Source organism: Pseudomonas sp. NY15372, assembly GCF_048068215.1.
GTDB classification, from domain to species: domain Bacteria; phylum Pseudomonadota; class Gammaproteobacteria; order Pseudomonadales; family Pseudomonadaceae; genus Aquipseudomonas; species Aquipseudomonas guariconensis_A.
This window is the reverse complement of record NZ_JBLUPY010000005.1, coordinates 96363-121144: the sequence shown is the minus strand read 5'-3', so window position 1 is coordinate 121144 and position 24782 is coordinate 96363. Positions and strand designations below refer to the sequence as shown.

Here is a 24782-nt window from a genome sequence, read left to right as displayed (position 1 = left end):
CGTGTAAGTGTTTATTTACCAACGAAATGAGGTGCGCGCTTCTCGATCGAAGCGCGCAGCGCCTCGGCGCCGTCCTGGCTACGCCCGCACAGCAGGCCGGCGGCAAGTTCCGCCTGTAGCTGCTCGGCCAGGGTGCGTTGGGCACCGTCGCGGATCAGGCGCTTGGTCTGGGCATGGGCGAAGGTCGGGCCATTGGCCAGGCGCCCAGCCAGTTCGGCTGCGACCGCCGGCAACTGGTCGTCGGCGCATACCTCGCCCACCAGCCCTGCGGCCAGGGCTCGTTCGGCGCTCCACAGTTCGTCGAGGAACAGCAGACGCTTGGCCTGTTCGGTGCCGATCAGCCGTGGCAGGTGCCAGCTGGCCCCGGCGTCGGGGCTGTAGGCCATGCTGGTGTAGCCGGCCTTGAAGCGCGCCGAGGCGGCGGCGATGCGCAGGTCGCAGCACAGGCTCAGGTCCATACCGGCGCCGACGGCGGTGCCGTTGATGGCGGCGATGGTAGGTTTGTCCAGGCTGTGCAGGCGCTGCATCAGGGCGTGGGCGGTCTCGGTCCAGCCGTAGCTTTCCAGGGCGCCACGGGCTTCGGCCTCGGCCCATTCGGCAAGGTCTGCACCGGCACAGAAGCTGCGGCCGGTACCAGTGAGCACCACTACCCGCACGGCTGGGTCGGTGTTGAAGGCCTCCAGCAGTGCGTGCAGCTGCTTCAGGCTGGGGATGTCCAGCGCGTTGCGCTGCTCGGGGCGGTTGAGGGTGATCCAGGCAACGCCGGCTTCGACCTTGCTCAGCAGTGGCGACGGGCTAGTCATGGGAGGCCTCGATGTTGTTGTGATGGCGAGAGGGACAAGGTTTGAAGAGATACTAAACGAGTGTTCAACAAGGCGGCAATCGAGGTAAAACTGCGTGTAACAAATGAAGTTACTCGTATAACTCATTGTTTTTAATGAATTTAAAATGACGAAGAATGAGTTCGATCGCTGCGTTGTTACAACTTTGCACAACTGAAGTTTTGTCGTGCCTGCTCCAACGCAATCGCGGGACAAGCCCGGTCCCACAGGGGACCAGCGCTAGCCTGTGGTACCGGGCTTGTCCCGCGATAGGGGCTTGAGGTGAGCGCGCGGCTCAAACCCCAGGCGCGCTCGGCGCGAAGGCACCCTGACGACGGCGATTGACCAGGAAATATGCCGCATAGCACAGGGCAATGAAGCCAAAGCCCCAGTACAGCGACGGCCGCTGGGTCTCGTCCATGGCCAGGAACACGAACAGCGAGCTGCACAGGGTGATGCACAGCAGCGGCACCAGCGGGTACAGCGGCGCGCGGTACTTCAGGTCCTCGAGCTTGCCGCCGTCACGCAGGTACGCCTTGCGGAAGCGGTACTGCGCCAGGGCGATGACGATCCAGGTCACGGTGCCGGACATCCCGCTCACCGCCATCAGCACCATGAACAGCGTATCCGCGGCGATGAAGCTGGTCATCAGCGATACCAGCGCGAAGCACAGGGTGACGCTCAAGGCCCGCAGCGGTACACCACGCTTGCTCAACGGCGACAGGCTCTTGGGCGCCATGCCGGTCTTGGACATGGCCCAGAGGATGCGGGTGGAGGCGTACAGCCCGGAGTTGCCCACCGAGAGGATGGCGGTGAGGATGACGAAGTTCATCAGGTCCGCCGCGTACGGGATGCCGACCATGTCGAACACCTGCACGAACGGGCTTTCCATCAGACCGGCCTGCTCATGGGGCACGATGGCCGAGAGCACGGCGATCGCCAGCACGTAGAAGATCAGTACACGGAACACCACGTTGCGCACCGCACGCGGAATACTCTTTTCCGGATGCTCGGTCTCCCCGGCGGCCACGCCCATGATCTCGCAGCCCTGGAAGGCATAGACCACGGTCATCATCACCGCGAACACCGCCGACAGGCCATGGGGGAACGCGTCGCCGACCAGGTTGTCCAGCATCGGTGCTGGCGCCCCGCTCTCCAGCGGGATGCCGCCGAAGATCACCAGCACGCCGATGACGATGAAGCCCAGGATGGTCGCGACCTTGATGCCGGAGAACCAGTACTCGGCCTCACCGAAGGCGCGGGTGGCCAGGGCGTTGAGGCCGAACAGCACGCCGACGAACAGCGCCGACCAGTACCAGATCGGCACGTCGGGGAACCAGCGGGTCATGAGCATGCCTGCGGCGGTGAACTCCAGGCCCACGGTGGTGGCCCAGCTCATCCAGTACACCCAGCCGATCATGAAGCCGGTGGCCGGGCCGATGAATTTCGTGGCGTGGGCCTGGAACGAGCCGGATACCGGCATCTGTACCGACAGCTCGCCCAGGCAGACCATCACCAGGTACATCAGCAACCCCGCCACCAGGTAGGCCAGGATCGCGCCTACCGGGCCGCCTTGGTTGATTGTGACCCCCGAGCCCATGAACAGGCCGGTGCCGATCACGCCGCCCAGCGACAGCATGAAGATGTGGCGGCTCTTGAGCGCGCGGGTCAGCTGGATACCTTTGCGGTCGGTGGCCTCAGACATGGCGCACCTCGGCTCGGCAGGTACGCTGCAACGGCAGGGAATTGAGAGGGGCATCAGCTTTACGGCAGTTCATTATTGTTATCTCCAATAAGCCTCATGGACCGTGGGGCGCACGGTTGCCATCGATTATTGGAAACGGATGTAAGGTGCCGTTGTACGAAAGGATCGAAGATGTAAAAAGTCGTAACTTTTTTGTACGTCAGCCCTGTATCAGCTGTTCCAGGGTGTCGCACGCCCCGGCAAGCTGCATGGCCAAGGGCTCGCCGAGGCCTTCGAGTGCCGCCAAGTCATCAGCCAACGCAGCATCCTCCAGGCGCCGCAGTACCGCTCCCAGGCCACGAAAGCCCAGGGAATCGCTGCTGCCCGCCAGGCGATGAGCCAGGTGCGCGACCTCGGTGCAGTCCTTGGCCTGCATGGCCTGGGCCAGCGCCGCCTGGTGCTGGTCGATGGCCTGGCGCAGGACCACGAGCAAGCCTTGCACCTTCTGCTCGCCGAGCAAGGTGCGGTGGGTTTGCAGCAATGCCCAGTCCACGCTGTCGTCCGGCGCCTTGGCTGGTATCGCTGGCGCCGCCTCGGCCAGGGCCTGGCGCAGGCTGTCCAGGCGCAGCGGTTTGGCCAGCACGCCCTGCATGCCCGCTTCCAGGTAGCCGGGCACCTGTGCAGGCTGCACACCAGCGGTCAAGGCTAGAATCCGGGTATCGCGATTGGGCCCCGCCGTGGCGCGCACTTGGCGGCACAATTCGACGCCGCTCATGCCCGGCAGGTGTACATCCAGCAGGATCAGGTCGAAACGGTGCCGCGCGCACATCGCCAGGGCCTGCCCTGCATCTTCGGCGAAGCTGACCAGGTGGCCATCGCGGGTGAGTAGACCGCCGGCCACCTCGCGATTGAGCGCCACGTCCTCGACCACCAGGATGTCCAGCGTTTGGGAAACCTGGCGAATGGGAGCCTGGGCCTGGGGCTGCCGGCCTCGGGCCAACTCCAGCTCGAACCAGAAGCAGCTGCCCTGCCCCTCGGTGCTGTCAAGGCCGATGCGCCCCCCCAGTTTTTCCACCAGGTGCTTGCAGATCGCCAGGCCCAGGCCCGTGCCGCCATAGCGCCGCGCCACAGCCTCGCTGGCCTGGGTGAAGCGCTCGAAAATTCTGGCCTGCATGGCCGGGGCGATGCCGATGCCGTTGTCGCTGACCTTCACGCTTACCCGCTGGCTCGCCCCCTGGTTGGCCAGCACCTGGACCTGAAGGCTGACTTGGCCGTGCTCGGTGAACTTGATGGCGTTGGCCAGCAGGTTGCTCAGCACCTGGCGCAGGTACTGCTCGGCACCATAGTGGAAAGGGAGCAGTTGCGGGTCGATCTGGCAGTGCAGGCGGTTACCGTTGTCCACGGCCCGGGGCTCGAGCAGGGTCATGACCTCCTCGCAGAGCTGACGCAGGGAGAAGTCGACCCGATCCGGGCGGCTCTCGCCCTCCTCCAGACGTGCGAAATACAGCACTTCGTTGAGAATCGTGAGCAACCCCTCCCCAGCCTTGTACAACGCCTCCAGACGTTGCCGGTCGAGGTCGTCCAGGCGCCCGCCGCGCAGCAGTTCGGCCATGCCGAGAATGCCATTGAGGGGGGTGCGCAGCTCATGGCTCATGGTCGCCAGGAAACGCGACTTGGCCAGGTTCGCCGCCTCGGCCTCGTCCTTGGCCCGAGCCAGGCTCTCGGTGCGCCGCTCGACCATGGCCTGCAGCTCGTCGCGCTTGTCCTGCAAGGCCAGGCGGTCTAGCTCGCGACGCTCGATGTCGCTGAGAATCGCCCGGCGCATGTCATCCAGGGCATGGGCCACGGTGTCGATCTCGTCTGGGCGCGCCGAATGGCGCCGGCCCAGGCGCAGAGGCTCCTGCCACTGCCCGGCGCCGATACGTCGGGCGAACTCGGCCATCACCTGCAGGTGGCGCGTCACCAGGCGGTAGAACAGCCCAGACAGCGCCACGGCCAGGCCGCACAGGAAGACGCCCATCCATAACAGGCTGGTGAGACCGGTTGCGAACAAGCGGCGATGCACCGCGCCCAGGTCGATGCTGACTTCCAGCTCGCCCAGATGGCGCAATGGCCCGGAAGGCGGCTGATAGTCCAACGGGAAGCGCTCGATGCGCAACGGCCCCTTGGGCTCGGCCTGGCCCCGCAGCAGCCGGAAGTCGTCGCTCAACAGCCGCACCCGGGCCACATCGGAAAAATCCACCAGGCCACGCAACTGCACATCCAGCTGCGCCTCGTCCAGGTCCCACAGGCTGCGCTCCAGGCTGGCCAGGTAGCCGGCGCGGATCAGGTCCATGCGCGCTTCGATGTCGCGCATTTCCCGGCGGTATTCGAAATACAGCTGCACCGAGCTGGCCAGCACGGTGAAGCAGAGGCTGAACAGGAAGATGAACAGCAGCAGGCGGCGCAGCAGGCCGTCGGTGTGCAGGCGGATCATCGTGCATCCGCCGGTAAATTGATCATGTCGCGGTAGGTCACCTCGCTCTGCCCCAGCCAGACGTCGATCTCGCCGCTGTCGGTCATGCGCCGCAATTGCGCGTCGATGGCATCCATCTTCCGGCTCAGGGGCGAGTGGCGCGAGACTGCGACACGCAGGTAGTCCACGCTCAGGGCCTTGGGCAACGCCTGGATGTCCTCGGCGCCGGCCAGGTGCTCGACGAACAGTTCGCCGGTGCGCCGCTCCTGGATGACGAAGTCGATGCGGCCACGGATCAGCTTGCCGAAATTCTGCTGGCTGGACGACACCCATTCGATGTTCTGATGCCGGACCACGAAACGGTCGAACTCGGCGCCATAGCTCTCGCCGAACAGCAGCCCGCCGCGATAGCCGGCCAAGTCTTCGATGCGCTGGAAATGCACCGGCCGGCGTCGGTTGTAGAACACCGCCACTTCCTCGCGCAGCACCGGCACCGTGGAAAAACGCATGCTCTGGTCGCGCTGGTCGGTGTTGTAGGCCAGCACCACGTCGACCCGCCCGGCCGCCGCGTCCATCAGGCAGCGTTTCCAGTTGCCCAGCACCACGATCTGCACGTCGTAGCCCAGGCGCCCGAGCAACTCACGCACCACGGTCGGGGCCAGGCCACGCACCTGACGCCCGTCACTCCAGGAGATCGGTGGGTAGACCGGGTAATCGCAATAACGGATGCGCTCCCCGGCCCCAGCCTGCAGGCTCAGCAGCACCAGGGCCAGCACCAGCAGGCGGCCCATGGGGTTCAGGCCGCCACGCTGGCGGTGAACAGGTAGCCGGTGCCGTGGATGGTGATGATCAACTGCGGCTCGGCCGGGTCGTCGTGCAGCTTGCGCCGCAGACGGCCGACCAGTACATCGATGGAGCGATCGTTGGGTACCCATTCGCGGTTGCGGATCTGGTCCATCAACTGGTCGCGGGTCAGGGTATGCCCGCTGTTGCGCAGGAACACGCTGAGCAGCTGGAATTCGCCATGGGTCAGCAGCGTTTCGCCGCCATCGGGGTCGATCAGCCGGCGCCGGTCGGTATCGAGCGACCAGTCGGCGAACTGCTTGAGCGATTGGGTGCACGCCGGTGCGGGCTGGGCGACGCGGGCATGGCGCACGCGGCGGATCAGGTTCTTGGCACGTGATACCAGCTCGCGGGGGTTGAGCGGCTTGATCACGTAGTCGTCGGCGCCGCATTCCAGGCCGACGATGCGGTCGATGTCGTCGTTGCGGCCGGTGATGAGGATGATGCCGACCTCCGAACGCACCCGCAGCTCCCGGGTCAGGGTCAGGCCGTCCTTGCCCGGCAGACGGATGTCCAGCAGCACCAGGTCGACATCCTGGCTGGCGAGGAAGGCATCGGCCTGCTCAGCGGTATCAGCGCTGTGGACGTCATAGCCTTCCTGGGACAGATAGGCATGCAGCAAGTCGCGAATAAGCGGATCGTCATCGACGACCAGTACCCGAGGCGTCATTGCGTGTTGTCTCTTTCTTATTGGTGTTGTTCTTCGAACCCGCGACGGCAGCGTACCCGTTACTGAACAGGTGATCAACAGCCCTCGATCAGGCTGAAGCGCCGCTTGCCGCCGGCCTGCAAGCCATCGACCCAGGCTTCGCAGATCAGCACCCCTTGTTCGGGCGAGAAGGTTCCAGGGTTAAGCCCGGATTCGAGCCACAAACCGTCGAGCAAGGCGCTCAGGCTGATGGCGGCAAGGTCCGCGTCGAAGCCCTGCCAGCCTTCCTCGCTGGCCAGCGCGCCCAGCAGGCGGCTCAGTTCGTTGCGGTATTCGCCATAGGAATGGTCATGCACCTGGTTGATGGCGTCGGCCGTTTTCACCGCGCCCCAGAACGCCAGCCAGGCATCGAGTAGCTGTGGGTCGAGCAGCTCGGCGCAGAACGAAGCGCGGAAGAACGCTGACAGCCGCTCGCGCGCATTGGGCGCAGCCTGGGCCATGGCGTCGCGCAGCAGGCCCATGACCCGCCCTGTCACCGCCATGTAGGCCTCGGCGACCAGTTCGTCCTTACCCGAATAGTGGTGGCTGATCAGCCCCACCGAGACCCCGGCCTCGGCCGAGATCTTGCGGATCGAGGCGCCCTGGAAGCCGTGCCGTTTCAGGCAGGCAAGGGTCGCCTCGACCAGGTTGGCCTTGCGCAGTTCCGGCAGCATGCGGTTGTAGCGGGCTTCCTGGCTCATCGTGGTTCTCATTGGGACTAGTCTGGCTGAACGACTGTACAACAAGCCGAGCACCGTGATAAACCCTCCCTGCCACCGGCCTGGCGTTCATGCGCCGAGGCCCCGATCACAACAACAAAGCGGCTGCCATGAACGACCTGATCACCTACGCGCTGGACCAGGGCCTGCTGACCCTGACCCTCAACCGCCCCGACAAGCTCAACGCCCTGAACGTCGCCATGTACCGCCAGCTGGGCGACCTGCTGCGCGCAGCCGACGAAGACCCGCTGGTCGAGGTGATCCTGATCACCGGTGGTATGCAGACCTTCAGCGCCGGCAATGACCTGCGCGATTTCCTCGACAACCCGCCCCGCGACCGCGACAGCCCGGTGTTCCGCCTGATGCGCGTGGTCATGGGCCTGGCCAAGCCGCTGATCGCCGCCGTCAATGGCCCGGCCATCGGCATCGGCACCACCCTGCTGCTGCACTGCGACCAGGTGCTGGTCAGCCGCTCGGCCAAGTTGCGCATGCCGTTCGCCCCGCTCGGGGTGTGCCCGGAGTTCGGCTCCAGCCTGTTGCTGCCCCGGCTGCTCGGCCACGCCCGGGCCGCGCGGTTGCTACTGGCCAACGAACTGCTCAACGGCGAACAGGCCGTGGCCTGGGGCCTGGCCAACGAGCTGCATGAGGATGGTGAGCAATGCCTGGCCGCCGCCCGGCAACTGGCGCGCAAGCTGCAGGCGATGCCCCAGGAGGCCCTGCGTATCAGCAAGCGGCTGCTCAAGGACAGCTACCGAGCGGAGCTGGAGGCCACGGTAGAGCGTGAAAGCCAGTTGTTCGTCGAGCGCTTGCAGAGCGCCGAGGCCAAGGCGGCTTTGCGGGCGTTGGTCAAGGACTGAATCTCAGCGTGCGAAGGCCCGGACCAACTGTTCGATGATCAAGCGTATCCGGGTCGTGTGGCGAAGGTCTTTGTGGGTGACCATCCACACGTCATAGGGATCCCTGCGCTCGCGCGTCGGCCATAGGCGCACCAGGCCATCGCGCTCGCCCATGTCGATGGGGATCTCGCCGATACCCAACCCTTCGGCGATGGCGCGGCGCACCATGAAGCTTGAATTCACTGCCGCCACCACTCGACCCTGGTCGATCGCCTCGTCGACCAGGGTCGGTACCGATCGGTCGCGCCAATACGGTTCGTACATCACCAGGTCGTGCCCGGCGAATCCGCTGCCCGGCACGGGCTCGCCGTGCCGCTGCAAGTAGTCGGCACTGGCGTACAGGCCCATCGGCCAACTGGCGAGCTTGCGCAGAATCAGGTCCGGGTTGTCCGGACGCAGGTTACGGATGGCGATATCGGTCTCGCGTTGCGACAGGTTGATCAGCTCCGAGGAACCATGCAGCACCACGCGGATGTCAGGGTGTTCCAGGTGAAGCTCGCGCAGCGCCGGCAACACGAAGTCGCAGGCTAACGAGTCGGTAGTGGAGATCCGTACCTCGCCCGAGCCTTCACGATCGACCCCGCGGATACGTCGGGCCAGCTCCAGCGCGGCACTTTCAACCTTTTGTGCCAGCGCGAATGCTTCTTCGCCGATGCTGGTCAGTTGATAACCCCCTGGGGTTCGCAGGAACAGGGTCGAACCTAGATCCGCCTCCAGCGCGGCGATGCGCCGCCCCACAGTGGCCTGGTCGACCCGCAACACCCGTGCGGCACGGCGCAATGTCAGTTCGCGGCCCAGGGCCAGAAGGATCCTGGCGTCATCCCAATTCATCGATGTTTTTCCTCGTAGCACATCTGCAACACAGCGCCGCAAAATCGCCGCGCGCCCGCAACAACGGAGTTCCGTACCTTGTCATGCAATGTCTTCTACACCAAAAGGCTGGAACCCATGAACAAACGCTCCGATATGATGGCCATCGAAATCACCCAACCAGGCGCTCCCGATGTCCTCAAACCTACCCGCCGGACCGTACCCGAGCCTGACGCACGGGAAGTGCTGATCAAGGTTCGGGCAGCCGGCGTCAATGGCCCGGACCTGCTTCAGCGTAAGGGCTTGTACGACCCGCCCGCCGACGCTTCGGACATTCCTGGCCTGGAGGTCGCCGGCGAAGTCGTCGCCCTGGGTCGCGACGTCCGGCATTTTGCCATTGGCGATCCGGTGATTGCCTTGGTCACCGGCGGAGGCTACGCCGAATACGCAGTGGCCGATGAACGCACCACCTTGCACTTGCCCGAAGGACTGACAATGGTGGAGGCCGCTGCACTGCCTGAAACCTTCATGACCGTCTGGGTCAACCTGTTCCAGCGTGGCGCCTTCAAGGCCGGCGAATCGGTGCTGATTCATGGCGGCGTCTCCGGCATCGGTACCACCGCGACCATGCTGGCCAAGGCGTTCGGCGCCTCACGGATCTTCACCACCGTGGCCAACCCTGAACAGCAGGCGGCCAGCCGGGCCCTCGGCGCCGATGTGGCGATCGACTACAACCGTCAGGATTTTGCCCACGAAGTGCTGCACCATACCGACGACCAAGGCGTGGATGTGATTGTCGATATCATCGCTGGCGATTACGTGGCACGTAACCTCCAGGCCGCCGCCTTGAACGGTCGTATCGTGCAGATTGGCGTGCTCAAGGGCCCCGCGCCGCAACTGGACCTGTTCCCGTTGCTGACCAAGCGCCTGACCCTTGTTGGCTCGACCCTGCGCTCGCGCAGCGCCGACGACAAGGCGCAGATCATTGCCCAGCTGCAAGAACAGGTCTGGCCTCATGTTCGCAGCGGTGCGGTCAAACCACTGATCTTTCGTACCTTCGACCTCGTCGAGGCAGCCAAGGCCCATGCCTTGATGGAAAGTGGTCAGCACATGGGCAAGGTGGTGCTCACCGTCGACGCCTGAATACCGGGCCCTTTCAGTCGCCCATGTCCGTCAGTTCGCCGTTGCGCAAGGCGACCCTGACGGCTTGGGCGGTCGTATCGACGCCAAGCCGACGGCGTGCCGAACGCAGGTGGTTCTCCACCGTGCGCGGCGACAGGCCAAGGGTCGCGGCGATGTCGGCCTGGCGTCGCCCGGCAGCTGTCCAGGCCAGCACCTCCCGCTCGCGCTCGGAGAGCTGGCGCACATGGCCGTCGACGGGTGCCTCCAGCAATCGGCGGGCGGCCCAGAACGCCGCCGTCGCCAGCATGGTCAAGGCCACCCGCGCACGCGGCGACGCGTCGATCCGCTCACCGCCCAGGCTCATCGCCCCCTCCAGCCCTGCCGGGCCGAACACCGGAACCTGCAGGCCATGGACGCCGGGGCCAATGGGCGAGCGCACCACCCGGTAGCGTTCGTTGCCGTCCACCGACACCTTGCTCCAGTAGAACGGTGCGCGTGCCTGCAGGATGTGATGGGTCACCGGGCAATGGCGCACATAGGTTTCGGCATCCACCGGCAAATGGTCGCCGAACCAGTTTCCCTCCACCCAATGAATGCGCTCGACCACCTCGTCTCGCGCCGCTGTGGCGGAGAACAGCACGAAGCGGTCGTAACCCAGCGGCCCGGCGAAGCCACGCACTGCGTTCTGGACGACCGTGAGCGCCCTGGCGCCCTCGATCTCCAATGCCGTGCCGAATATCCCGTCGACGGGTAGGCTGCTCACCTTGCGCCCACCTCGTCGAGCAGCGCAGCAGCCGCCAGCTTGCCGAGCGCGTTGCCAGCCAGTGGGCTGTCACCGGTGAGCAGCTTGCGGTCGCGCAGGGTCGCACCAGAAATGTCCTGGTTGACGATTTCAACGCCCAGAGCTTTGAGCCGCTCGCCGAACCTCCAGGTCAGGTGGCCGGGCATGTAGCCAATGTCGGGGGTCTTGGCGTCCAGGTCATCGGGGAATGCGCAAATACGGTAGCCGTTGTAGATACAGCTTTCGCGGCTTTCATCGAGCCCCGCAGCCAGCAGCGCAGCGGGCCCGTGGCACAGGGAGATCACGAATTTGTCCTGCGCAGCCGCCCATAGCAACACCCGCTTGACGTCCTGGCTTTCGGGCAGGCCGATCAATGCGCCATGGCCGCCGGGGATGAACACACCGATATAATCCGAATCCGGGCCCAGTGCTCGCTCGATCACATCGGCAAGCTTGAGCGGCTGCTTGAACGCATCCCGGTAGCGGGCATACAGCCCCTTGACCTCTACGTCCTGCGAAGGCATGGCCCAGAACTCGAATTTCACCGGATTGCCGGACAAGGTCGCCACGTCGAAGGCGAAACCGGCCTTGTCCAGGTGATACATCGGCAACAGGGTTTCCACGGGATGGTTGCCGGTAGAGAACATGGTGCCGTTGTCGGTCAGCAGATAGCGCTCGTCGGCACCGATCATCAGTACCTTCCAGCGACCGCCGGTGTAGGGTTTGGGGTAGTCGGCGCCACTGAGGTCGGATTTGGGCGCGGTGAACTGGCTGAGCGAATAAGGGGAAGGGAAGAACGCGTTATCTTCGGCGGGGTCAGGTGTGGGGCGCTTGTCGTCCTGGGGGCTCGTCATGGTGTTCTCCAGCTGAGTTGGATTGGCGAAATCCATGCTAGGTGCCTGATCGGCCAGCGACAATGAGGGTTTTCCCGCAATTGCGCTGATGCCAACCAGGCAGTCTAGCCCAGTGACCAGTAGCGCGTGCTGTTGCGCTGAGTGGAGGTGACTCGCGCCTCAGCGCAACGCCACCTGCCATAGCCTGGCAATATCGGTCGCCCGCGCCTTCAGCAGTACCCCGGCTTCGGTACAGGCCCGCTCCAGGGTCATCGGCCCGCTGGCCAGGGCAAACGCAGCATCGATACCATGGGCGTAGAGCTGTTGGTAGCCCTCGCCGAGCGTGCCGGCCAGCACCACCACCGGTACGCCATGACGCTTGGCGACGCGGGCCACGCCCATGGGCGTCTTGCCGCGCAGGGTCTGGGCATCGAAGCGCCCTTCTCCGGTGATCACCAGGTCGGCGCCCTGCACCAGGGCGTCGAGGCCGGCCAGGTCCGCGACCACCTCGACTCCTGGGCGGAAGCGAGCGCCCATGAATGCCTTGGCGGCGAAGCCCATGCCGCCGGCCGCACCGCAGCCCGGGAAGTCGCGTACATCCTTGCCCAGCAGTTGCGCGCAATGGTCGGCGAAATGGCCCAGAGCCTGATCCAGCACCTGCACCTGCTCAGGGTTTGCTCCTTTTTGCGGACCGAAGATCGCCGAGGCACCATGGGGGCCGCACAGGGGGTTGTCGACATCGGCGGCCACTTCCACCTGGACTTCGGCCAAACGCGGGTCCAGGTCACTGGCATCGATTCGCGCCAGGCCGGCCAAGGCCTGCCCGCCTTCTGCCAGCGGTTGTCCGTCTGCATCCAGCAAGCGCAGGCCGAGCGCACGCAGCATACCGCTGCCGCCATCGTTGGTCGCGCTGCCGCCAATGGCCAAGACGATACGCGTGGCGCCGGCGGCCAGAGCCGCAGCGATCAGCTCGCCGGTGCCCCAGGTGCTGCTGCGACAGGCGTCGCGCTGGCCGGTGGGCACCAATTGCAGGCCGCTGGCCTGGGCCATTTCGATGATCGCCGTGCGGCTGGATGCCAGCCACCCCCAGCCGGCTTCGACCGACGCGCCCAGCGGACCACGCACCACCTGGCGACGCAGTTCGCCCTGGCTGGCGGCGAGGATCGCCTCCATGGTGCCTTCGCCACCATCGGCCATGGGGCATTCGACCAGTTCCGCGTCCGGCCAAACCTCGGCCAGACCCGCACCGATGGCGCGGGCGACAGCGGCAGCGTCGAGGCTGTCCTTGAACGAATCGGGGGCGATGACGACTTTCATGGGGATTCTCCTGATCCAGATAACCCGCATGCTGACAGGTGTAGCGCAAGGTGGCCTCTGGCGGATGCACAAAAGTGTGGTGGTGGTGTTTGGGCGAATGCCTGCGGCGCGGAATTTCCAGGGGCATTACGGGCCCCCATCGCCGGCAAGCCGGCTCCCACACGGCCGGTGACAAGGCCGAAAAAAGCGCTAGACGGCCAGGGTTATTGCGCTGGCAGCAACTGCAACCCCAAATACAGGCTCAACATGCCCTCCAGCCGCAACGGGTCCACCTCGCCGACCTCGGCAATCCGCTCCAGGCGGTACCGCAGGCTGTTGCGGTGGATCCCCAGCGCGTCGGCGCAGGCCTGGCTCTGCCCGTCGTGGGCGCACCAGGCGCGCAGGGTCGCCAGCAGTTGCCCACTGGTGTCCTTGGCGCGGATGCGCTGCAACGGCTCGAGCAGTTCCTCCAGGGCATCGTCGTTGCGGTGGCGCCAGAGCAAGGCGGGCAACCGGTAACGGCCAAGGCTGAGCAGGCGCTCGCCTGGCAGCACTTCACGACCATACGCCAGCAAGTCCCGAATCCGCCGGTAGCCGCGACGTAATTGCTCCAAGCTATGCGCCACGTTGCCCAGGGCCAGGCGCTCGACCTGCCAGCCATGGCGTGCCAGGCGCTCGACCAGGCGCTGCTCGTCCAAGGCCACGCTCGCCGGGCGACACCAGAGCAGCGAATGCCGCGCCGGGCTGACGCACCAGCTGTCCGGGAAGCGGCTCATCAACCAGCCGGCCAAGGTTTCCGCCGGTGGCCCGGACTCGAGCTCGAACAGGCAGGGCACCCGGGCCAATTGGGGTCTGAGGCCCAACTGCCGAGCCTCGTCGAGCAAGCGCGGTGAGTCGCCGCTGCTACCCAGCAGCAAGGCCAATAGGTCATCGCAGCGTTGGCGCCGCCATTGCTGCTCCACTTGCAGGTGACGCTGGGCCAGGAGCATCTCGGCAGTCATGCGCACCAGCTCGCCGTATGTGCGCAACTGCTGCGGGTCCCCCGTCAACCCCAACACTCCGATCAGCCGACCATCGAGCATCAAGGGCAGGTTCACCCCCGGTTGCACGCCCTTCAGGCATTTGGCCGCGTCCACGTCCAGCTCGACGATCCGGCCGTTGGCCAATACCAGTTGCGCGCCTTCGTGGCGGGTGTTGATCCGCTCCGGCTCGCCACTGCCGAGGATCAGGCCCTGGCTATCCATGACATTGACGTTGCACGGGAGGATGGCCATCGCCCGGTCGACGATGTCCTGCGCCAGGTCGTGGTCCAGTTCGAACATGCAAGGATCCTTGGTAGGCTTTGGTCGCCGGCACAGCAGCTGGCGCCAGAGGCTGTGCAAAAGCACAAAGACAGCCGCGCCGTGCTCATCGAGACTCGTCAGGGCGAGCGCCGGAACAGGCGACGCGGCGACAACCATAACAAAAGAGAACCCGATCATGGCACACAGCCCCGCCCCTGACCAAGGCAAAGACATCACCCGCGATGCACTGTACCGGCGCATCACCCTGCGGCTGATTCCGTTCATTTTCATCTGCTACCTGTTCAACTACCTGGACCGCGTCAACGTCGGCTTCGCCAAGCTGCAGATGCTCGACGCGCTGCAGTTCAGCGAAACCGTCTACGGCCTCGGCGCCGGTATCTTCTTCATCGGCTACGTGCTGTGCGGCCTGCCCAGCAACCTGGCGCTCAACCGCTTCGGCCCGCGGCGTTGGATCGCGGTGATGATGATCGCCTGGGGCACCCTTTCGACCTGCCTGCTGTTCGTCACCACCCCCACCGAGTTCTACGCCCTGCGCCTGCTCACCGGCGCCGCCGAGGCGGGCTTCTTCCCGGGCGTGGTGCTGTACCTGTCGCGCTGGTTCCCGGCTGACCGCCGCGGCCGCATCATGGCGCTGTTCATGTCGGCGATCCCGGTCTCGGGCCTGCTCGGCGGGCCGTTCTCCGGCTGGATCCTCGACCACTTCGCCGCCGGTCAGCATGGCCTGGCCGGCTGGCAGTGGATGTTCCTGATCCAGGGCCTGCCCACCGTCGCGCTGGGGATCCTGGCGGTCATGTTGCTCAGTGACGGCTACCAGAAAGCGGCCTGGCTGAGCCCGGCCGAACGCCAGCTGATCGAAGCCGACCTCAAGGCCGACGCGGCCTCCAAGCCAGCCGCCCGCGGTGATGGCGTGCTCGCCGTGCTGAGCAATCCGTTGATCTGGACCTTCGGCTTCGTCTATTTCTGCATCCAGAGCGGTGTATATGCGATCAACTTCTGGCTGCCGTCGATCATCAAGAACCTGGGCTTCGACAGCCCACTGCTGATCGGTTGGCTGAGCGCGATCCCGTACCTGCTGGCGGGGGTGTTCATGATTGTCGTCGGCCGCTCGGCTGACCTGCGCAACGAACGCCGCTGGCACCTTGTGGTACCGATGCTGATGGGCGCCATCGGCCTGCTGATCGCGGTGAACTTCGCCCAGAACCCGACCATCGCCCTGCTCGGGCTGTCCATCGCCACCATGGGCGCGCTCACCGGCCTGCCGATGTTCTGGCCGATGCCGACGGCCCTGCTCAGCGCCAGTGCCGCAGTGGCGGGCCTGGCGATCATCAACTCGGTGGGCCAGATGGCGGGCTTCCTGAGCCCTTACCTGGTCGGTTTCATCAAGGACCAGACCGGCTCGACCGATGCCGCGCTGTATTCGCTGGCGGCGTTGATCGTGTTCGGCAGCCTGGTGGCGCTGCGGGTGACCCGTGCCGGTGCGCTGAAGGCCGTTCGCGCCGACTGACAAGCCAGGTCTGCGCTGCACATGCGGCGCAGACGCTTGTGGGGCCGGCGGTGCGACTTGTCCCGGGATCAAGGGGCGAAGCCCTTGCCAGGCGACGGTGATAGTGGGCCCGCGGCACCCCGATCGTCGGTTGCTTGCATCCCCTGCGCGACAAGGGCGTCAAATGGACCTGAACGGTTCTATGGAGACGCCCCATGGCCCAGCACAGCGTGGCCCGCCTCGACCAGCTCGACGAACGCAAGCCCCTGCGAGCCCAGGCCGGCACCGAAGAAATCATCCTCATTCGCCAAGGCGACCAGGTCCACGCCTACCAAGGCAACTGCCCACATGCCGGGGCACCCCTCGAAGAAGGCGCCTTGTGCGGCGGCCTGCTGGTCTGCCCCTGGCACAAGGCGGCCTTCGCCGTGGACGAGGGCGCCGTGTGCGAACCTCCAGCCCTGGCGGACCTGCGCCGCTACCCGGTGCAGGTCAAGGACGGCGAGATCTGGGTCGATGACCAGGCCATGCCGGTAAACGACCCGCCCCGACACAGCGACGCCCGCTGTTTCGTGGTGATCGGGGCCGGCGCCGCAGGTACCGCGGCCGTGGCCACGTTACTGGGGCACGGTTTCGGTGGTCGCCTGGTGTGGGTGGACCAGGAGCGCCAGCCCTCCTACGACCGTACCGCCCTGAGCAAGTTCGTCATCGCCGGGCAGATGCCACCCGACGAGGTCCCTGCCCTGCTGGAGCCCGGCGCCTTGCGCCGTGGCCATCTGGAGCGCGTGTACGGCAAGGTGCGCATCCTCGATGTCGACAAACGCCAGGTGGTCCTGGCCGACGGCAAGCGTCTGGACTACGACGCCGCCCTGCTGGCCACCGGCGGCAAGCCCAAGCGCCTGGATCTTCCGGGCGCACAGTTGCCAGGCATCTGCCTGCTGCGCTCCCGGGACGACGCCGCCCACCTACTCGACGCGGCCGAGCCGGGGCAATCGGTGGTCATCGTCGGCGATGGGTTCATCGGCCTGGAGGCGGCCTCGGCGTTGCGCAAGCAGGGTTTGAACGTGCATGTGGTGACCCGCCATGACATTCCCCTGGCCAAGCAACTTGGCGAGCGCATCGGCCGCACTTTGCGCGAGCTGCACGAGCGCAAGGGCGTGGTGTTCCATGGGCCCACCGAGGTGCAGCGCTTCGAAGGCACGGACAGGGTCCAGGCGGTGCTGCTGGCCAACGGCGAGCGCCTGGACGCCCCCTTGGTCCTGCTGGGCGTCGGCGTAAAGCCAGCGACTGCCTTCGTGCATGGCCTGCCCCTGGCCGATGACCAGTCGCTGGTGGTGAACGCTCAGATGCAGGCCGCCGAAGGCCTTTGGGCCGCCGGGGATATCGCCACGTTCCCCCTCACCGGCCGCCCGGCGCGCATCGAACATTGGCGCCTGGCCCAGCAGCATGGCGTCATTGCCGCCGCCAACATGCTCGGCGAGCAGCGCCGTTACGACGACGTGCCGTTTTTCTGGACCTACCAGCACGGGCGCACCCTGGAGGTGCTCGGCCACGGGCGCAACTGGAACCGCATCGAGTACGTCGGCGAACCGGAACAAGGCAACTTCATCGCCCTGCAATGTATCGACGACCAGGTCGAAGCGGTGATCGCCAAAGGTTATTCCAGGGCCATGGCTGCCTTGTCGCAGCGGATGAAGCGGCCGCTGACCAGCCGCGAGGCACGGGAATTGATCGATGCATGGCCGGATTGAGAATTCGGTTCACCCTCCGCACCCGAGGCCCGGTATTCTCGCAGAGGCGTCTTACCGTTGACGGGCCAAGCCTTTCAATGCCCGGGGGATATGTGTAAAACAGCTCGACACTCCCAGACAAAAGGCCCCCAGCATGATCTACCGTTCCCTCGGCCATAGTGGCCTCCAGGTCTCCGCGCTCACCCTGGGCAGCATGATGTTCGGCGAGCAGACCAGCACCGAGGACTCGCTGCGCATCATCGACAAAGCCTGGGACCAGGGCATCAATTTCATCGACACCGCTGACGTCTACAACGCTGGCCGTTCGGAGGAGATCGTCGGTGAAGCCGTGGCGCGCCATCGCCAGGACTGGATCGTCGCTTCCAAGGCCGGCTATGGCCCGGTGGACGGGGTGCCGAACCGCAGCGGGCTGTCGCGCAAGCACCTGTTCAATGCCCTCGACGCCTCCCTGACGCGCATGGGCCTGGACTACCTGGACATCTACTACTTGCACCGCGAAGACCACAACGTGCCGCTGGAAGAGACCGTACGGGCGATCGGCGATCTGCTGCAGCAGGGCAAGATCCGCTATTGGGGCGTGTCCAACTTCCGCGGCTGGCGCATCGCCGAAATCTGCAATCTGGCCGAGCGCCTGGGTGTGGCCAAGCCTGTGGTGAGCCAGCCGCTGTACAACATCGTCAACCGCCAGGCCGAACCTGAACAGCTGACCGCCGCGGCCTACCACGGCCTGGGTGTGGTGCCGTTCAGCCCGCTGGCCCGTGGCGTGCTCAGCGGCAAATATGCGCCGGGCTCAACGCCCGACGCCGGCAGCCGCGCCGGGCGCCAGGACAAGCGCATCATGGAGGTCGAATGGCGCCAGGAGTCATTGGCCATCGCTCAGAAGATCCACGCCTATACCGATGCCAAGGGTGTGGGTATCGTCGAGTTCGCCATCGCCTGGGTGCTGAACAATCGCCTGGTCAGCTCGGCGATCGTCGGCCCGCGTACCGAGGCCCAGTGGGATACCTATGCGGGCGCGCTGGAGGTGAAGATCAGCGCCGAGGACGAGGCCTTCATCGATTCGCTGGTGACCCCGGGGCATGCCTCGACACCCGGTTTCAACGATGTGGCGCATTTCGTCACCGGGCGGTTGCCACGCGCCTGAGCCGACGTGGTCGCGCTGCGGCCGATCACGGGGCGAGCCTGCTCCCACAGGGCTGCGGGAGCAGGTGGTGGGGAAATGTTGCGCTCAGCGCCCTACTTCGGCGGCCTGCGCCGGGCCCAGGTATTTCTGGGTCCAGGCCGCCAGGGGCAGCGGTGGCTGCTGCTCGACGATGCGTCGCCAGATCAGCACCAGGTCCTGGGCGTTGAACATCGAACCGACGCCGTCGCCCAGCCACAGCGTGGGGGTACCGGCGGTCCAGTGGCCTGCTCCATCACGGCTGGCCATGTTGAAGCGGAAGGTGTAGTTACCCGGTATGCCCATGCGCAGGTCGGTCACGACCAGGGCATCGCCCACCACGTCATAGCGCAGCCAGCCATCGGTGAACCAGCGCAGACGCTCGTGCAGCGGCACGCCGTCGAGCACCTTGGCCGCGTCCAGGTTCAGCGACTGGCGCTGCATTTCCGGCGGTTCGCGGTCGAACAGGCTACTGACGCCTTCGTAGTAATGCCCGTCGGGGGTCTTGGCCAGCACGCGCCATACCAGGCTGTTGAACGCGATCGGCACGGCCCGCACTTCGATGACGGCGATGCCCTGCTGGTCCAGCGCGAACTGGAAACGCTGCTCGGCCGCCATGCGCCCGGCCAGGCCAAAGCCCAGGTAGGCGGTGCTGAACACCAGCGCCAGGGTCAGCAGCGGGATCGCCCTGCCCTGCATCCCCCTGAATGCCGCGTACAGCACGGCCGCGAGCAACGGCACGGTGTACACCGGGTCGATGATGAACACCGCCGCCCAACTCTCCGGAGTGAGGTGCAATGGCCAGAACAACTGGGTGCCATAGACCGTGAAGGCATCGAGGATCGGGTGTGTCACCAGGGCCAGCCAGAAGGCCAGGAACAGCCTCGGCCAGCGATAATCCTTCTCGGGCCAGCGCCTTCGGCCGATCGCGCTCACCAGCCAGGCCAGCAGCAGGGCCAGGCCGGTGAGGACGAAGATCGAATGGGAAAAGCCCCGGTGGTAGGTCATCTGCGACACCGGGTCGGCGTAGCGAATGACCACGTCCAGGTCCGGCAAGGTGCCCAGGGCCGCGCCGTAAAGCAATGAGCGGCGACCCTGAATGCGCCCCAGCACCGCACCTTGCAAGGCCGCGCCGAGGACGGCTTGGGTCAGTGAATCCAAGGTAGAACCCCCTGAGAACATCGTTTTCAGGAAACTACCTTCATCCTGGCTGACAGTGCAAACTGTGCCGAAGCCTCCCCTTATTTTTGCGGACTATTTGTGGGGCGGGCTTGTCCTGCAATTGGGCCGGGCCCGATATCACCGTCGCTTGGCAAGGGCTGGGTGATCTGCCAATAGCCGTTATAGGCAGAGCCTGCGGCCTCCTGTCGCAGGGGGCAGCCCCTTGGGTAAAACGCGCCGAGGCCTTAGAATCGCGCCTCCTTTTCGCCCCGTTGCCTATCCCAAGCCCCAACTGCCCCCCAAAGCGGTGAGCGGCGTCTGGGTCGCATCCCTTGCCAGGCACGCCCGCGCAGCCCTTGCGCCGTCGAAAAGGCACACTCGTGGCTTTCTCCAACTAGAGGTAACTATGTCTGCGCGTTTGCTGGCCATGGCGCTGGCACCCCTGCTTGGGCTGTTCATCATTGCCCTGGGCAACGGCTTCCTGTCTTCCCTCACTACCTTGCGCCTGGGCGATGCCGGTGAATCGGCGACCATGATCGGTATCGTCTCGTCGGCCTATTTCATCGGCCTCACCCTCGGCGCGATCTTCAACGACCGGCTGATCCTGCGTATCGGCCATATCCGCGCCTACACCAGTTTCGCGTCCTTGATCGCAGCGACCATCCTGCTGCAGGGGTTGTTCTACGACACCACCTGGTGGTTCGCCCTGCGCCTGATCAACGGCTGGGCTGCGGTCGGCGTGTTCCTGGTCATCGAAAGCTGGCTGCTGCTGGCAGGCGACCCGAAGATCCGCGGCCGCCTGCTGGCGCTGTACATGATTGCCTTCTACGGTGCCGGCGTGCTGGCCCAGGCCACCCTGGGCGAAATCACCGGTTGGGGCGCTACCGCACCGTTCATGGTCGCGGGCATGCTGGCCACGCTGTCGGTGGTGCCGATCGTGGTGTTACCGCGGGTGTCGCCACTGCTTGACCAGGTCGAACCGCTCAAGCCGCGCCAACTGCTCGGCATCGCCCCCACTGGCCTGGTGGGCTGCTTCGGCTCGGGCGTGGCCATCGCCGGCATCTATGCCCTGCTGCCGCTGTACCTGCAGCGTATCGGCATGGACGTGGGCGAGGTTGGCGAAATGATGGCCTGGGTGATCCTCGGCGCGATGCTGTTGCAGTACCCGGTCGGGCGCTGGTCCGACCGTAAGGACCGCCAGCTGGTGCTGATCGCCCTGGCGGCGATGTGTACCGTGCTGTCGGTGGTGATCGTGCTGCTGCCTTCCGATTCGGCGTTGCTGCCGACCATGCTGTTCCTGCTCGGTGGCGGTGTGTTCGCGCTGTACCCGGTGGCGGTCAGCAGCGCTGCCGACCGCGCCCCGTCCGATGCCCTGGTGCCGATGATCCAAGGCCTGCTGTTGATCAACTCGCTGGGCTCGTCCATGGCCCCGCTGGCCATCTCGCCGGTGATGAGCGCCTATGGCGAGGCCGGGCTGTTCTGGGCCTTCGCGGTGATCAACCTGGCCATGGTCGGCTTCTTCGTGTGGCGGCGTGGCAAGCGCCCGGCACCGGAGCACCCGGCACCGTTCGCCCCGGCGGCCACCTTCTCGCCGACCGGCGCGGAGCTGCGGGTCACCGAGGAATTGATGCACGCCGCCCAGGAGCATCCGACCATGGCCGATGCGGTAAGCGGCGAAAACCCGGTACACCGGGCCGAGACCCACTGACTGCCCAGGGGCTGCGGAGCAGCCCCTACCGCTGGTCGCCTGCCGGGCACCCTGCCCGGCCCTGGGCAGACGAACCTAGTGTGGTTGTTATTTGTGAACACCACACGAAGACAATCATCCCGACAGGAGATTCGCCATGGTTCGCTTCCAGCCCCTGCTCCTTGCCCTGTGCCTGGGCCTTTCCAGTGGCGCCGCAGTTGCCGCCACGGACATGAACGGCACCGCCAGCCCTCCCCACGACGACCACACCTCGGGCGAGCACCCTCGCGGCAGCACGGCCGGTGAAGGCAGCAGCACCAACAACCCCGGCGGCACTCAGGACAACGACAGTAGCGACACCGGCACCGATTCCGATGCAGCCGACGGCACTACCGGTGGTTCGAACAACACCGGCGAAGCGACCGGCACCGGCGCAGGCGGCTCCGGCGGTACCGCCGAGGACCAAGACAGCCGCTGAACGCCAGCAGAACCTTCAGGAGCAGGCCTGCGCGCGAACCCCGGCGCCACCAGTGCCATGCCCCGTGCCGTCAGCGCCAGTAACGTGCGTCGTCTGCCACGCGCTCGTGGGCCTGGAACAACACCGGCAACTGCTCCTTGAGAAAGTCCAGCCACGTACGCACCTTGGCGTCGAGGTAATGGCGCGATGGGTAAATCGCGTAGATCTCCCGCTGACGCAGGCGGTGGGGCGCCAGGAGTCGACACAGGCGCCCCTCCTCGATCGCCTGTGTTGCCGAATAATACGGCAGCAGGCCAATCCCCATGCCCAGCTCGGTGGCCTTGAGCATGGCGTCAGCGACATTGGTGAGGAAGGTGTCCTGGGGCACGATCACACAGTTGTCCGGCCCTTCGAACGACCAATCCTCCTCGAACAACGGGTCGACCGTGCGTAGGCAGACATGCTGGTGCAGATCTTGCGGGCGCTGGGGCACGCCATGGCGAGCCAGGTACTCGGGAGAGGCGCAGAGAATGCTGTAGATACTGCCCAGCGGGATGGCGATCAACTGCGAGTCCGGCAGGCCTTGGCCGATGGTGATCACCACGTCCTGGCCATCGGCCACCGCATCCGGGTTGCGCTGGGACAGGGTCAGCTCCATCACCACGTCCGGGCAGGCGGCGTTGTAGCGGGCCACCAGCGGCATCATCAACAGGCCCAGACCATGGGTGCAATGAAAACGCAGGCGGCCGCGGGGCGTGAGGTGGGCGCCGCGGGCTTCGTCCATGGCTTCCTCGGTGAGCAGCATGATCTGCCGCGAACGCTCCAGAAAACGCTCCCCCGCCTCGCTCATGCGCAGCCTGCGGGTGGTGCGGTGCAGCAGGCGGGTCTGCAGCTGGTTCTCCAGCTCCGCAACGATGCGCGACACCTGCGCGGCAGAAATATCCAGGGCATTGGCCGCAGCGGCGAAGCTGCCGCATTCCACTACCCGGGCGAAGGTTCGCATGGCGTGCAGCATGTCCATATCAACGCGCTCCTGTGATGGCATTCATGCATCAAAGGCAGGAATCTATCACGAAACAGCCCATTTATCGCTGATCCCTAAGCAATCCATCATGGGTCATCACCGATTAAAGGAGACCGCCATGAAAGGCTCGATCGCGTTCCTTGCCCTGTTCACATCCCTCGCTTCGTTCACTGCCTTCGCCGCCCCGGCCACCACACAACCGGTCGGCACCCCCAGTCAGACTTACGAATACGGCATGCCTTTGGACGTGGCCAAGGTGATTTCCATCACCCCCGCCAGCAATGCGGCCGATTGTGCGGTGGGCACCGCGCAGATGGTTTATGTCGACCACGAAGGCCAGACCCACAAGGTCAAGTACCAGGAAATGGGCAACTGCTCGCAGCTGTAGCGTCAGGTCACGCCAACAGCTGTTCGATCCACCGCACCTGCGTCGCCACTTCCTGGACCTTCTGCTCCGGCACGCCCTGGCGGGCTCGCACGAAATGCGCCATGACCCGACGCTTGCGCTTGAGGTTCAAGCCCCACTTGGCCAGGAAGGCCGGGCTGCGCTCCTGCATCAGCAAGGGGCCGAAGTACAGCTCCTGGGGCGAATAGGCCACCGCCTCGCAGCGTTCGGCAACGATGATCTCGTAGGTGAACGCATTTTCCTCCAGCAATTCCTCGCACAGGATGCGGTAGTCGTTTTCCATCAGCCATTCACGCAGGGTGCCCTCACGCACGTTGGGCTGCAGCACCAGGCGCTCCTTGCCGCTCAGGCGGTGCTTGCCGCGCTCGAGGATCTCGCGGATCTTCTCGCCGCCCATGCCGCACAGGCTGATGGCGGTGATGCCGTCCTGCGGCTCGATGGCATCCAGGCCGTCGGCCAGGCGCACGGTGATGCGCGCTTCCAGGCCGTTCTTGCGTACCTTGCGCTGGGCCGAATGATACGGCGTCGGCGCGGCCTCGCCGGCCACAGCCGCCTCGATGCAGCCGCGCAGCATCAGCGCCACCGGCAGGTAGCCGTGGTCCGAGCCGATATCGGCCAGGCGCGCGCCGGCCGGCACATGCGCCGCCACGCGCTCCAGACGCATCGATAATGTCTGTTCGTTCAACCCTTGCCCCTTCTTGCAACGCTTGCCCGACACCCTCGACCGGACCGGGGCGCGATTCTGACCGCCCTCGCTGCGCTTTTCAAATGCACGCGACCAGGGCCACGGCTCGACCCGGCCAAGCCGCTCGCGTAGGCTTGCGAGTTTCCTTCCGTTGCAAGGCGAATCAACCATGGCAGATATCCTCTTCACTCCCGACAGCGACCCGGAATCCATCTCCTCCGACGTGGCCGAGTTCAACGGCCTGCTGGTCACCACCCAGATCCCGACCCGCCCCGACGGCAGCTTGGCGCTGGGCGATATCGTCGAGCAGAGCGAATGCACTCTGCAGGCGCTCAAGGACGCCCTGGAGCGTGCCGGCAGCTCGATGGACCGCGTCGTGCACCTGACTATCTACCTGACCGACATGGCCGACCGCCCGGCTTTCAATGAGGTCTACCAGCGCTTCTTCAGCAAGCCGTGGCCGGTGCGTGCCGCGGTGGGCGTGGCGTCGCTGGCCTTCGAAGGCATGCGCGTGGAAGTAACCGCAATGGCCGCCAAGGCCTGATCCCTGGCACCCCGTGGCTGGGTCTGCTTCGCAGCCCAATCGCGGGCAAGCCCGCTCCCACAGACCTGCGTCACCTCCCTTGTAGGAGCGGCCTTGTGCCGCGATTAGGCCGGGCCCGATATCACCGTCGCCTGGCCCTTGATCGCGGGGCAAGCCCGCTCCCACACCTCCCTGTA

23 protein-coding genes are annotated in these 24782 nt (G+C 65.5%); 9 read left to right on the top strand and 14 right to left on the bottom strand.

Going from position 1 to position 24782, the window contains the following annotated elements:
• Positions 1-11: 11 nt before the first annotated feature.
• The 6 genes from ACNFG0_RS06110 to ACNFG0_RS06085 all read right to left on the bottom strand — a co-directional run bounded on the left by ACNFG0_RS06110 (position 12) and on the right by ACNFG0_RS06085 (position 7192).
• Entirely contained in the window at positions 12-803 is a 792-nt protein-coding gene (locus ACNFG0_RS06110; RefSeq protein ID WP_196145288.1) for an enoyl-CoA hydratase/isomerase family protein, read from the bottom strand.
• Positions 804-1116: 313 nt separating this feature from the next.
• Positions 1117-2526, bottom strand: a complete 1410-nt coding sequence (locus ACNFG0_RS06105; protein WP_196155580.1) for an amino acid permease — start codon at positions 2524-2526, stop codon at positions 1117-1119.
• Positions 2527-2725: 199 nt separating this feature from the next.
• Positions 2726-4981 carry an ATP-binding protein gene (locus ACNFG0_RS06100; RefSeq protein ID WP_196155579.1) on the bottom strand — a complete coding sequence of 752 codons (2256 nt, stop codon included), beginning with the start codon at positions 4979-4981 and terminating at the stop codon, positions 2726-2728.
• Positions 4978-5751 (bottom strand): substrate-binding periplasmic protein, encoded by a 774-nt coding sequence (locus ACNFG0_RS06095; protein ID WP_416764267.1) that lies wholly within the window; start codon positions 5749-5751, stop codon positions 4978-4980. The genes ACNFG0_RS06100 and ACNFG0_RS06095 overlap by 4 nt, the downstream gene beginning before the upstream one ends.
• A gap of 5 nt (positions 5752-5756) precedes the next feature.
• Positions 5757-6473 carry a response regulator gene (locus ACNFG0_RS06090; protein WP_196145292.1) on the bottom strand — a complete coding sequence of 239 codons (717 nt, stop codon included), beginning with the start codon at positions 6471-6473 and terminating at the stop codon, positions 5757-5759.
• 74 nt (positions 6474-6547) lie between these two features.
• Positions 6548-7192 carry a TetR family transcriptional regulator C-terminal domain-containing protein gene (locus tag ACNFG0_RS06085; RefSeq protein ID WP_416764266.1) on the bottom strand — a complete coding sequence of 215 codons (645 nt, stop codon included), beginning with the start codon at positions 7190-7192 and terminating at the stop codon, positions 6548-6550.
• A 128-nt stretch (positions 7193-7320) separates the two neighbouring features.
• Between ACNFG0_RS06085 and ACNFG0_RS06080 the strand changes: the two genes are divergently transcribed.
• Positions 7321-8067, top strand: a complete 747-nt coding sequence (locus tag ACNFG0_RS06080) for an enoyl-CoA hydratase (RefSeq protein WP_416764265.1) — start codon at positions 7321-7323, stop codon at positions 8065-8067.
• Between the two features lie 3 nt (positions 8068-8070).
• Here ACNFG0_RS06080 and ACNFG0_RS06075 read toward each other — a convergent pair whose 3' ends face one another.
• Positions 8071-8937, bottom strand: coding sequence for a LysR family transcriptional regulator (locus tag ACNFG0_RS06075; protein WP_416764264.1), 867 nt, complete (start codon positions 8935-8937; stop codon positions 8071-8073).
• Positions 8938-9072: 135 nt separating this feature from the next.
• On the opposite strand from ACNFG0_RS06075, the gene ACNFG0_RS06070 reads away from it, so the two are divergent.
• Positions 9073-10059 carry an NAD(P)H-quinone oxidoreductase gene (locus ACNFG0_RS06070; protein WP_416764327.1) on the top strand — a complete coding sequence of 329 codons (987 nt, stop codon included), beginning with the start codon at positions 9073-9075 and terminating at the stop codon, positions 10057-10059.
• 13 nt (positions 10060-10072) lie between these two features.
• Here the strand turns inward: ACNFG0_RS06070 and ACNFG0_RS06065 are convergent, their stop codons facing one another.
• The 4 genes from ACNFG0_RS06065 to ACNFG0_RS06050 form a co-directional block, all read right to left on the bottom strand.
• Entirely contained in the window at positions 10073-10801 is a 729-nt protein-coding gene (locus tag ACNFG0_RS06065) for a PA1136 family autoinducer-binding transcriptional regulator (protein WP_196145296.1), read from the bottom strand.
• Complete coding sequence (gene hchA / locus ACNFG0_RS06060) at positions 10798-11673, bottom strand: glyoxalase III HchA (RefSeq protein ID WP_196145297.1); 876 nt, start codon at positions 11671-11673, stop codon at positions 10798-10800. The genes ACNFG0_RS06065 and hchA overlap by 4 nt, the downstream gene beginning before the upstream one ends.
• A 159-nt stretch (positions 11674-11832) precedes the next feature.
• Entirely contained in the window at positions 11833-12969 is a 1137-nt protein-coding gene (locus ACNFG0_RS06055) for a glycerate kinase (protein WP_416764263.1), read from the bottom strand.
• A gap of 203 nt (positions 12970-13172) precedes the next feature.
• Positions 13173-14270 (bottom strand): sugar diacid recognition domain-containing protein, encoded by a 1098-nt coding sequence (locus ACNFG0_RS06050; RefSeq protein WP_416764262.1) that lies wholly within the window; start codon positions 14268-14270, stop codon positions 13173-13175.
• A 157-nt stretch (positions 14271-14427) separates the two neighbouring features.
• Here ACNFG0_RS06050 and ACNFG0_RS06045 point away from each other — a divergent pair, with 157 nt between their 5' ends.
• The 3 genes from ACNFG0_RS06045 to ACNFG0_RS06035 all read left to right on the top strand — a co-directional run bounded on the left by ACNFG0_RS06045 (position 14428) and on the right by ACNFG0_RS06035 (position 18627).
• Complete coding sequence (locus ACNFG0_RS06045) at positions 14428-15756, top strand: MFS transporter (RefSeq protein WP_196155570.1); 1329 nt, start codon at positions 14428-14430, stop codon at positions 15754-15756.
• Positions 15757-15950: 194 nt separating this feature from the next.
• Complete coding sequence (locus ACNFG0_RS06040) at positions 15951-17483, top strand: FAD-dependent oxidoreductase (RefSeq protein WP_416764261.1); 1533 nt, start codon at positions 15951-15953, stop codon at positions 17481-17483.
• Positions 17484-17616: 133 nt separating this feature from the next.
• Positions 17617-18627: an aldo/keto reductase gene (locus ACNFG0_RS06035; RefSeq protein WP_196146697.1), complete on the top strand. Its 1011-nt coding sequence runs from the start codon at positions 17617-17619 to the stop codon at positions 18625-18627.
• An 84-nt stretch (positions 18628-18711) separates the two neighbouring features.
• Here ACNFG0_RS06035 and ACNFG0_RS06030 read toward each other — a convergent pair whose 3' ends face one another.
• Positions 18712-19803 carry a metal-dependent hydrolase gene (locus ACNFG0_RS06030; RefSeq protein WP_196156442.1) on the bottom strand — a complete coding sequence of 364 codons (1092 nt, stop codon included), beginning with the start codon at positions 19801-19803 and terminating at the stop codon, positions 18712-18714.
• A gap of 406 nt (positions 19804-20209) precedes the next feature.
• On the opposite strand from ACNFG0_RS06030, the gene ACNFG0_RS06025 reads away from it, so the two are divergent.
• The gene (locus tag ACNFG0_RS06025) at positions 20210-21511 is read left to right on the top strand and encodes an MFS transporter (protein ID WP_416764260.1); all 1302 of its coding nucleotides are present in this window, start codon (positions 20210-20212) and stop codon (positions 21509-21511) included.
• A gap of 136 nt (positions 21512-21647) precedes the next feature.
• Positions 21648-21968, top strand: a complete 321-nt coding sequence (locus ACNFG0_RS06020; protein WP_416764259.1) for a hypothetical protein — start codon at positions 21648-21650, stop codon at positions 21966-21968.
• 70 nt (positions 21969-22038) lie between these two features.
• Here the strand turns inward: ACNFG0_RS06020 and ACNFG0_RS06015 are convergent, their stop codons facing one another.
• Positions 22039-22968, bottom strand: a complete 930-nt coding sequence (locus ACNFG0_RS06015; RefSeq protein ID WP_196146693.1) for a LysR family transcriptional regulator — start codon at positions 22966-22968, stop codon at positions 22039-22041.
• A 121-nt stretch (positions 22969-23089) separates the two neighbouring features.
• Between ACNFG0_RS06015 and ACNFG0_RS06010 the strand changes: the two genes are divergently transcribed.
• Complete coding sequence (locus ACNFG0_RS06010; RefSeq protein ID WP_196166485.1) at positions 23090-23359, top strand: DUF2790 domain-containing protein; 270 nt, start codon at positions 23090-23092, stop codon at positions 23357-23359.
• A gap of 7 nt (positions 23360-23366) precedes the next feature.
• On the opposite strand, the gene ACNFG0_RS06005 is transcribed toward ACNFG0_RS06010, so the two are convergent.
• Entirely contained in the window at positions 23367-24062 is a 696-nt protein-coding gene (locus ACNFG0_RS06005) for a tRNA (adenine(22)-N(1))-methyltransferase (RefSeq protein WP_230386073.1), read from the bottom strand.
• A gap of 169 nt (positions 24063-24231) precedes the next feature.
• On the opposite strand from ACNFG0_RS06005, the gene ACNFG0_RS06000 reads away from it, so the two are divergent.
• On the top strand, positions 24232-24606 hold the full coding sequence (locus tag ACNFG0_RS06000; protein WP_196146690.1) for a RidA family protein: 375 nt from the start codon (positions 24232-24234) through the stop codon (positions 24604-24606).
• Positions 24607-24782: the final 176 nt, after the last annotated feature.

Excerpts from the sequence above, each read along its gene's own strand:
- ACNFG0_RS06110 (WP_196145288.1), bottom strand. The coding sequence starts at position 803 with ATGACTAGCCCGTCGCCACTGCTGAGCAAGGTCGAAGCCGGCGTTGCC.
- ACNFG0_RS06105 (WP_196155580.1), bottom strand. The coding sequence starts at position 2,526 with ATGTCTGAGGCCACCGACCGCAAAGGTATCCAGCTGACCCGCGCGCTC.
- ACNFG0_RS06100 (WP_196155579.1), bottom strand. The coding sequence starts at position 4,981 with ATGATCCGCCTGCACACCGACGGCCTGCTGCGCCGCCTGCTGCTGTTC.
- ACNFG0_RS06095 (WP_416764267.1), bottom strand. The coding sequence starts at position 5,751 with ATGGGCCGCCTGCTGGTGCTGGCCCTGGTGCTGCTGAGCCTGCAGGCT.
- ACNFG0_RS06090 (WP_196145292.1), bottom strand. The coding sequence starts at position 6,473 with ATGACGCCTCGGGTACTGGTCGTCGATGACGATCCGCTTATTCGCGAC.
- ACNFG0_RS06085 (WP_416764266.1), bottom strand. The coding sequence starts at position 7,192 with ATGAGCCAGGAAGCCCGCTACAACCGCATGCTGCCGGAACTGCGCAAG.
- ACNFG0_RS06080 (WP_416764265.1), top strand. The coding sequence starts at position 7,321 with ATGAACGACCTGATCACCTACGCGCTGGACCAGGGCCTGCTGACCCTG.
- ACNFG0_RS06075 (WP_416764264.1), bottom strand. The coding sequence starts at position 8,937 with ATGAATTGGGATGACGCCAGGATCCTTCTGGCCCTGGGCCGCGAACTG.
- ACNFG0_RS06070 (WP_416764327.1), top strand. The coding sequence starts at position 9,073 with ATGATGGCCATCGAAATCACCCAACCAGGCGCTCCCGATGTCCTCAAA.
- hchA (WP_196145297.1), bottom strand. The coding sequence starts at position 11,673 with ATGACGAGCCCCCAGGACGACAAGCGCCCCACACCTGACCCCGCCGAA.
- ACNFG0_RS06055 (WP_416764263.1), bottom strand. The coding sequence starts at position 12,969 with ATGAAAGTCGTCATCGCCCCCGATTCGTTCAAGGACAGCCTCGACGCT.
- ACNFG0_RS06050 (WP_416764262.1), bottom strand. The coding sequence starts at position 14,270 with ATGTTCGAACTGGACCACGACCTGGCGCAGGACATCGTCGACCGGGCG.
- ACNFG0_RS06045 (WP_196155570.1), top strand. The coding sequence starts at position 14,428 with ATGGCACACAGCCCCGCCCCTGACCAAGGCAAAGACATCACCCGCGAT.
- ACNFG0_RS06040 (WP_416764261.1), top strand. The coding sequence starts at position 15,951 with ATGGCCCAGCACAGCGTGGCCCGCCTCGACCAGCTCGACGAACGCAAG.
- ACNFG0_RS06035 (WP_196146697.1), top strand. The coding sequence starts at position 17,617 with ATGATCTACCGTTCCCTCGGCCATAGTGGCCTCCAGGTCTCCGCGCTC.
- ACNFG0_RS06025 (WP_416764260.1), top strand. The coding sequence starts at position 20,210 with ATGTCTGCGCGTTTGCTGGCCATGGCGCTGGCACCCCTGCTTGGGCTG.
- ACNFG0_RS06020 (WP_416764259.1), top strand. The coding sequence starts at position 21,648 with ATGGTTCGCTTCCAGCCCCTGCTCCTTGCCCTGTGCCTGGGCCTTTCC.
- ACNFG0_RS06015 (WP_196146693.1), bottom strand. The coding sequence starts at position 22,968 with ATGGACATGCTGCACGCCATGCGAACCTTCGCCCGGGTAGTGGAATGC.
- ACNFG0_RS06010 (WP_196166485.1), top strand. The coding sequence starts at position 23,090 with ATGAAAGGCTCGATCGCGTTCCTTGCCCTGTTCACATCCCTCGCTTCG.
- ACNFG0_RS06000 (WP_196146690.1), top strand. The coding sequence starts at position 24,232 with ATGGCAGATATCCTCTTCACTCCCGACAGCGACCCGGAATCCATCTCC.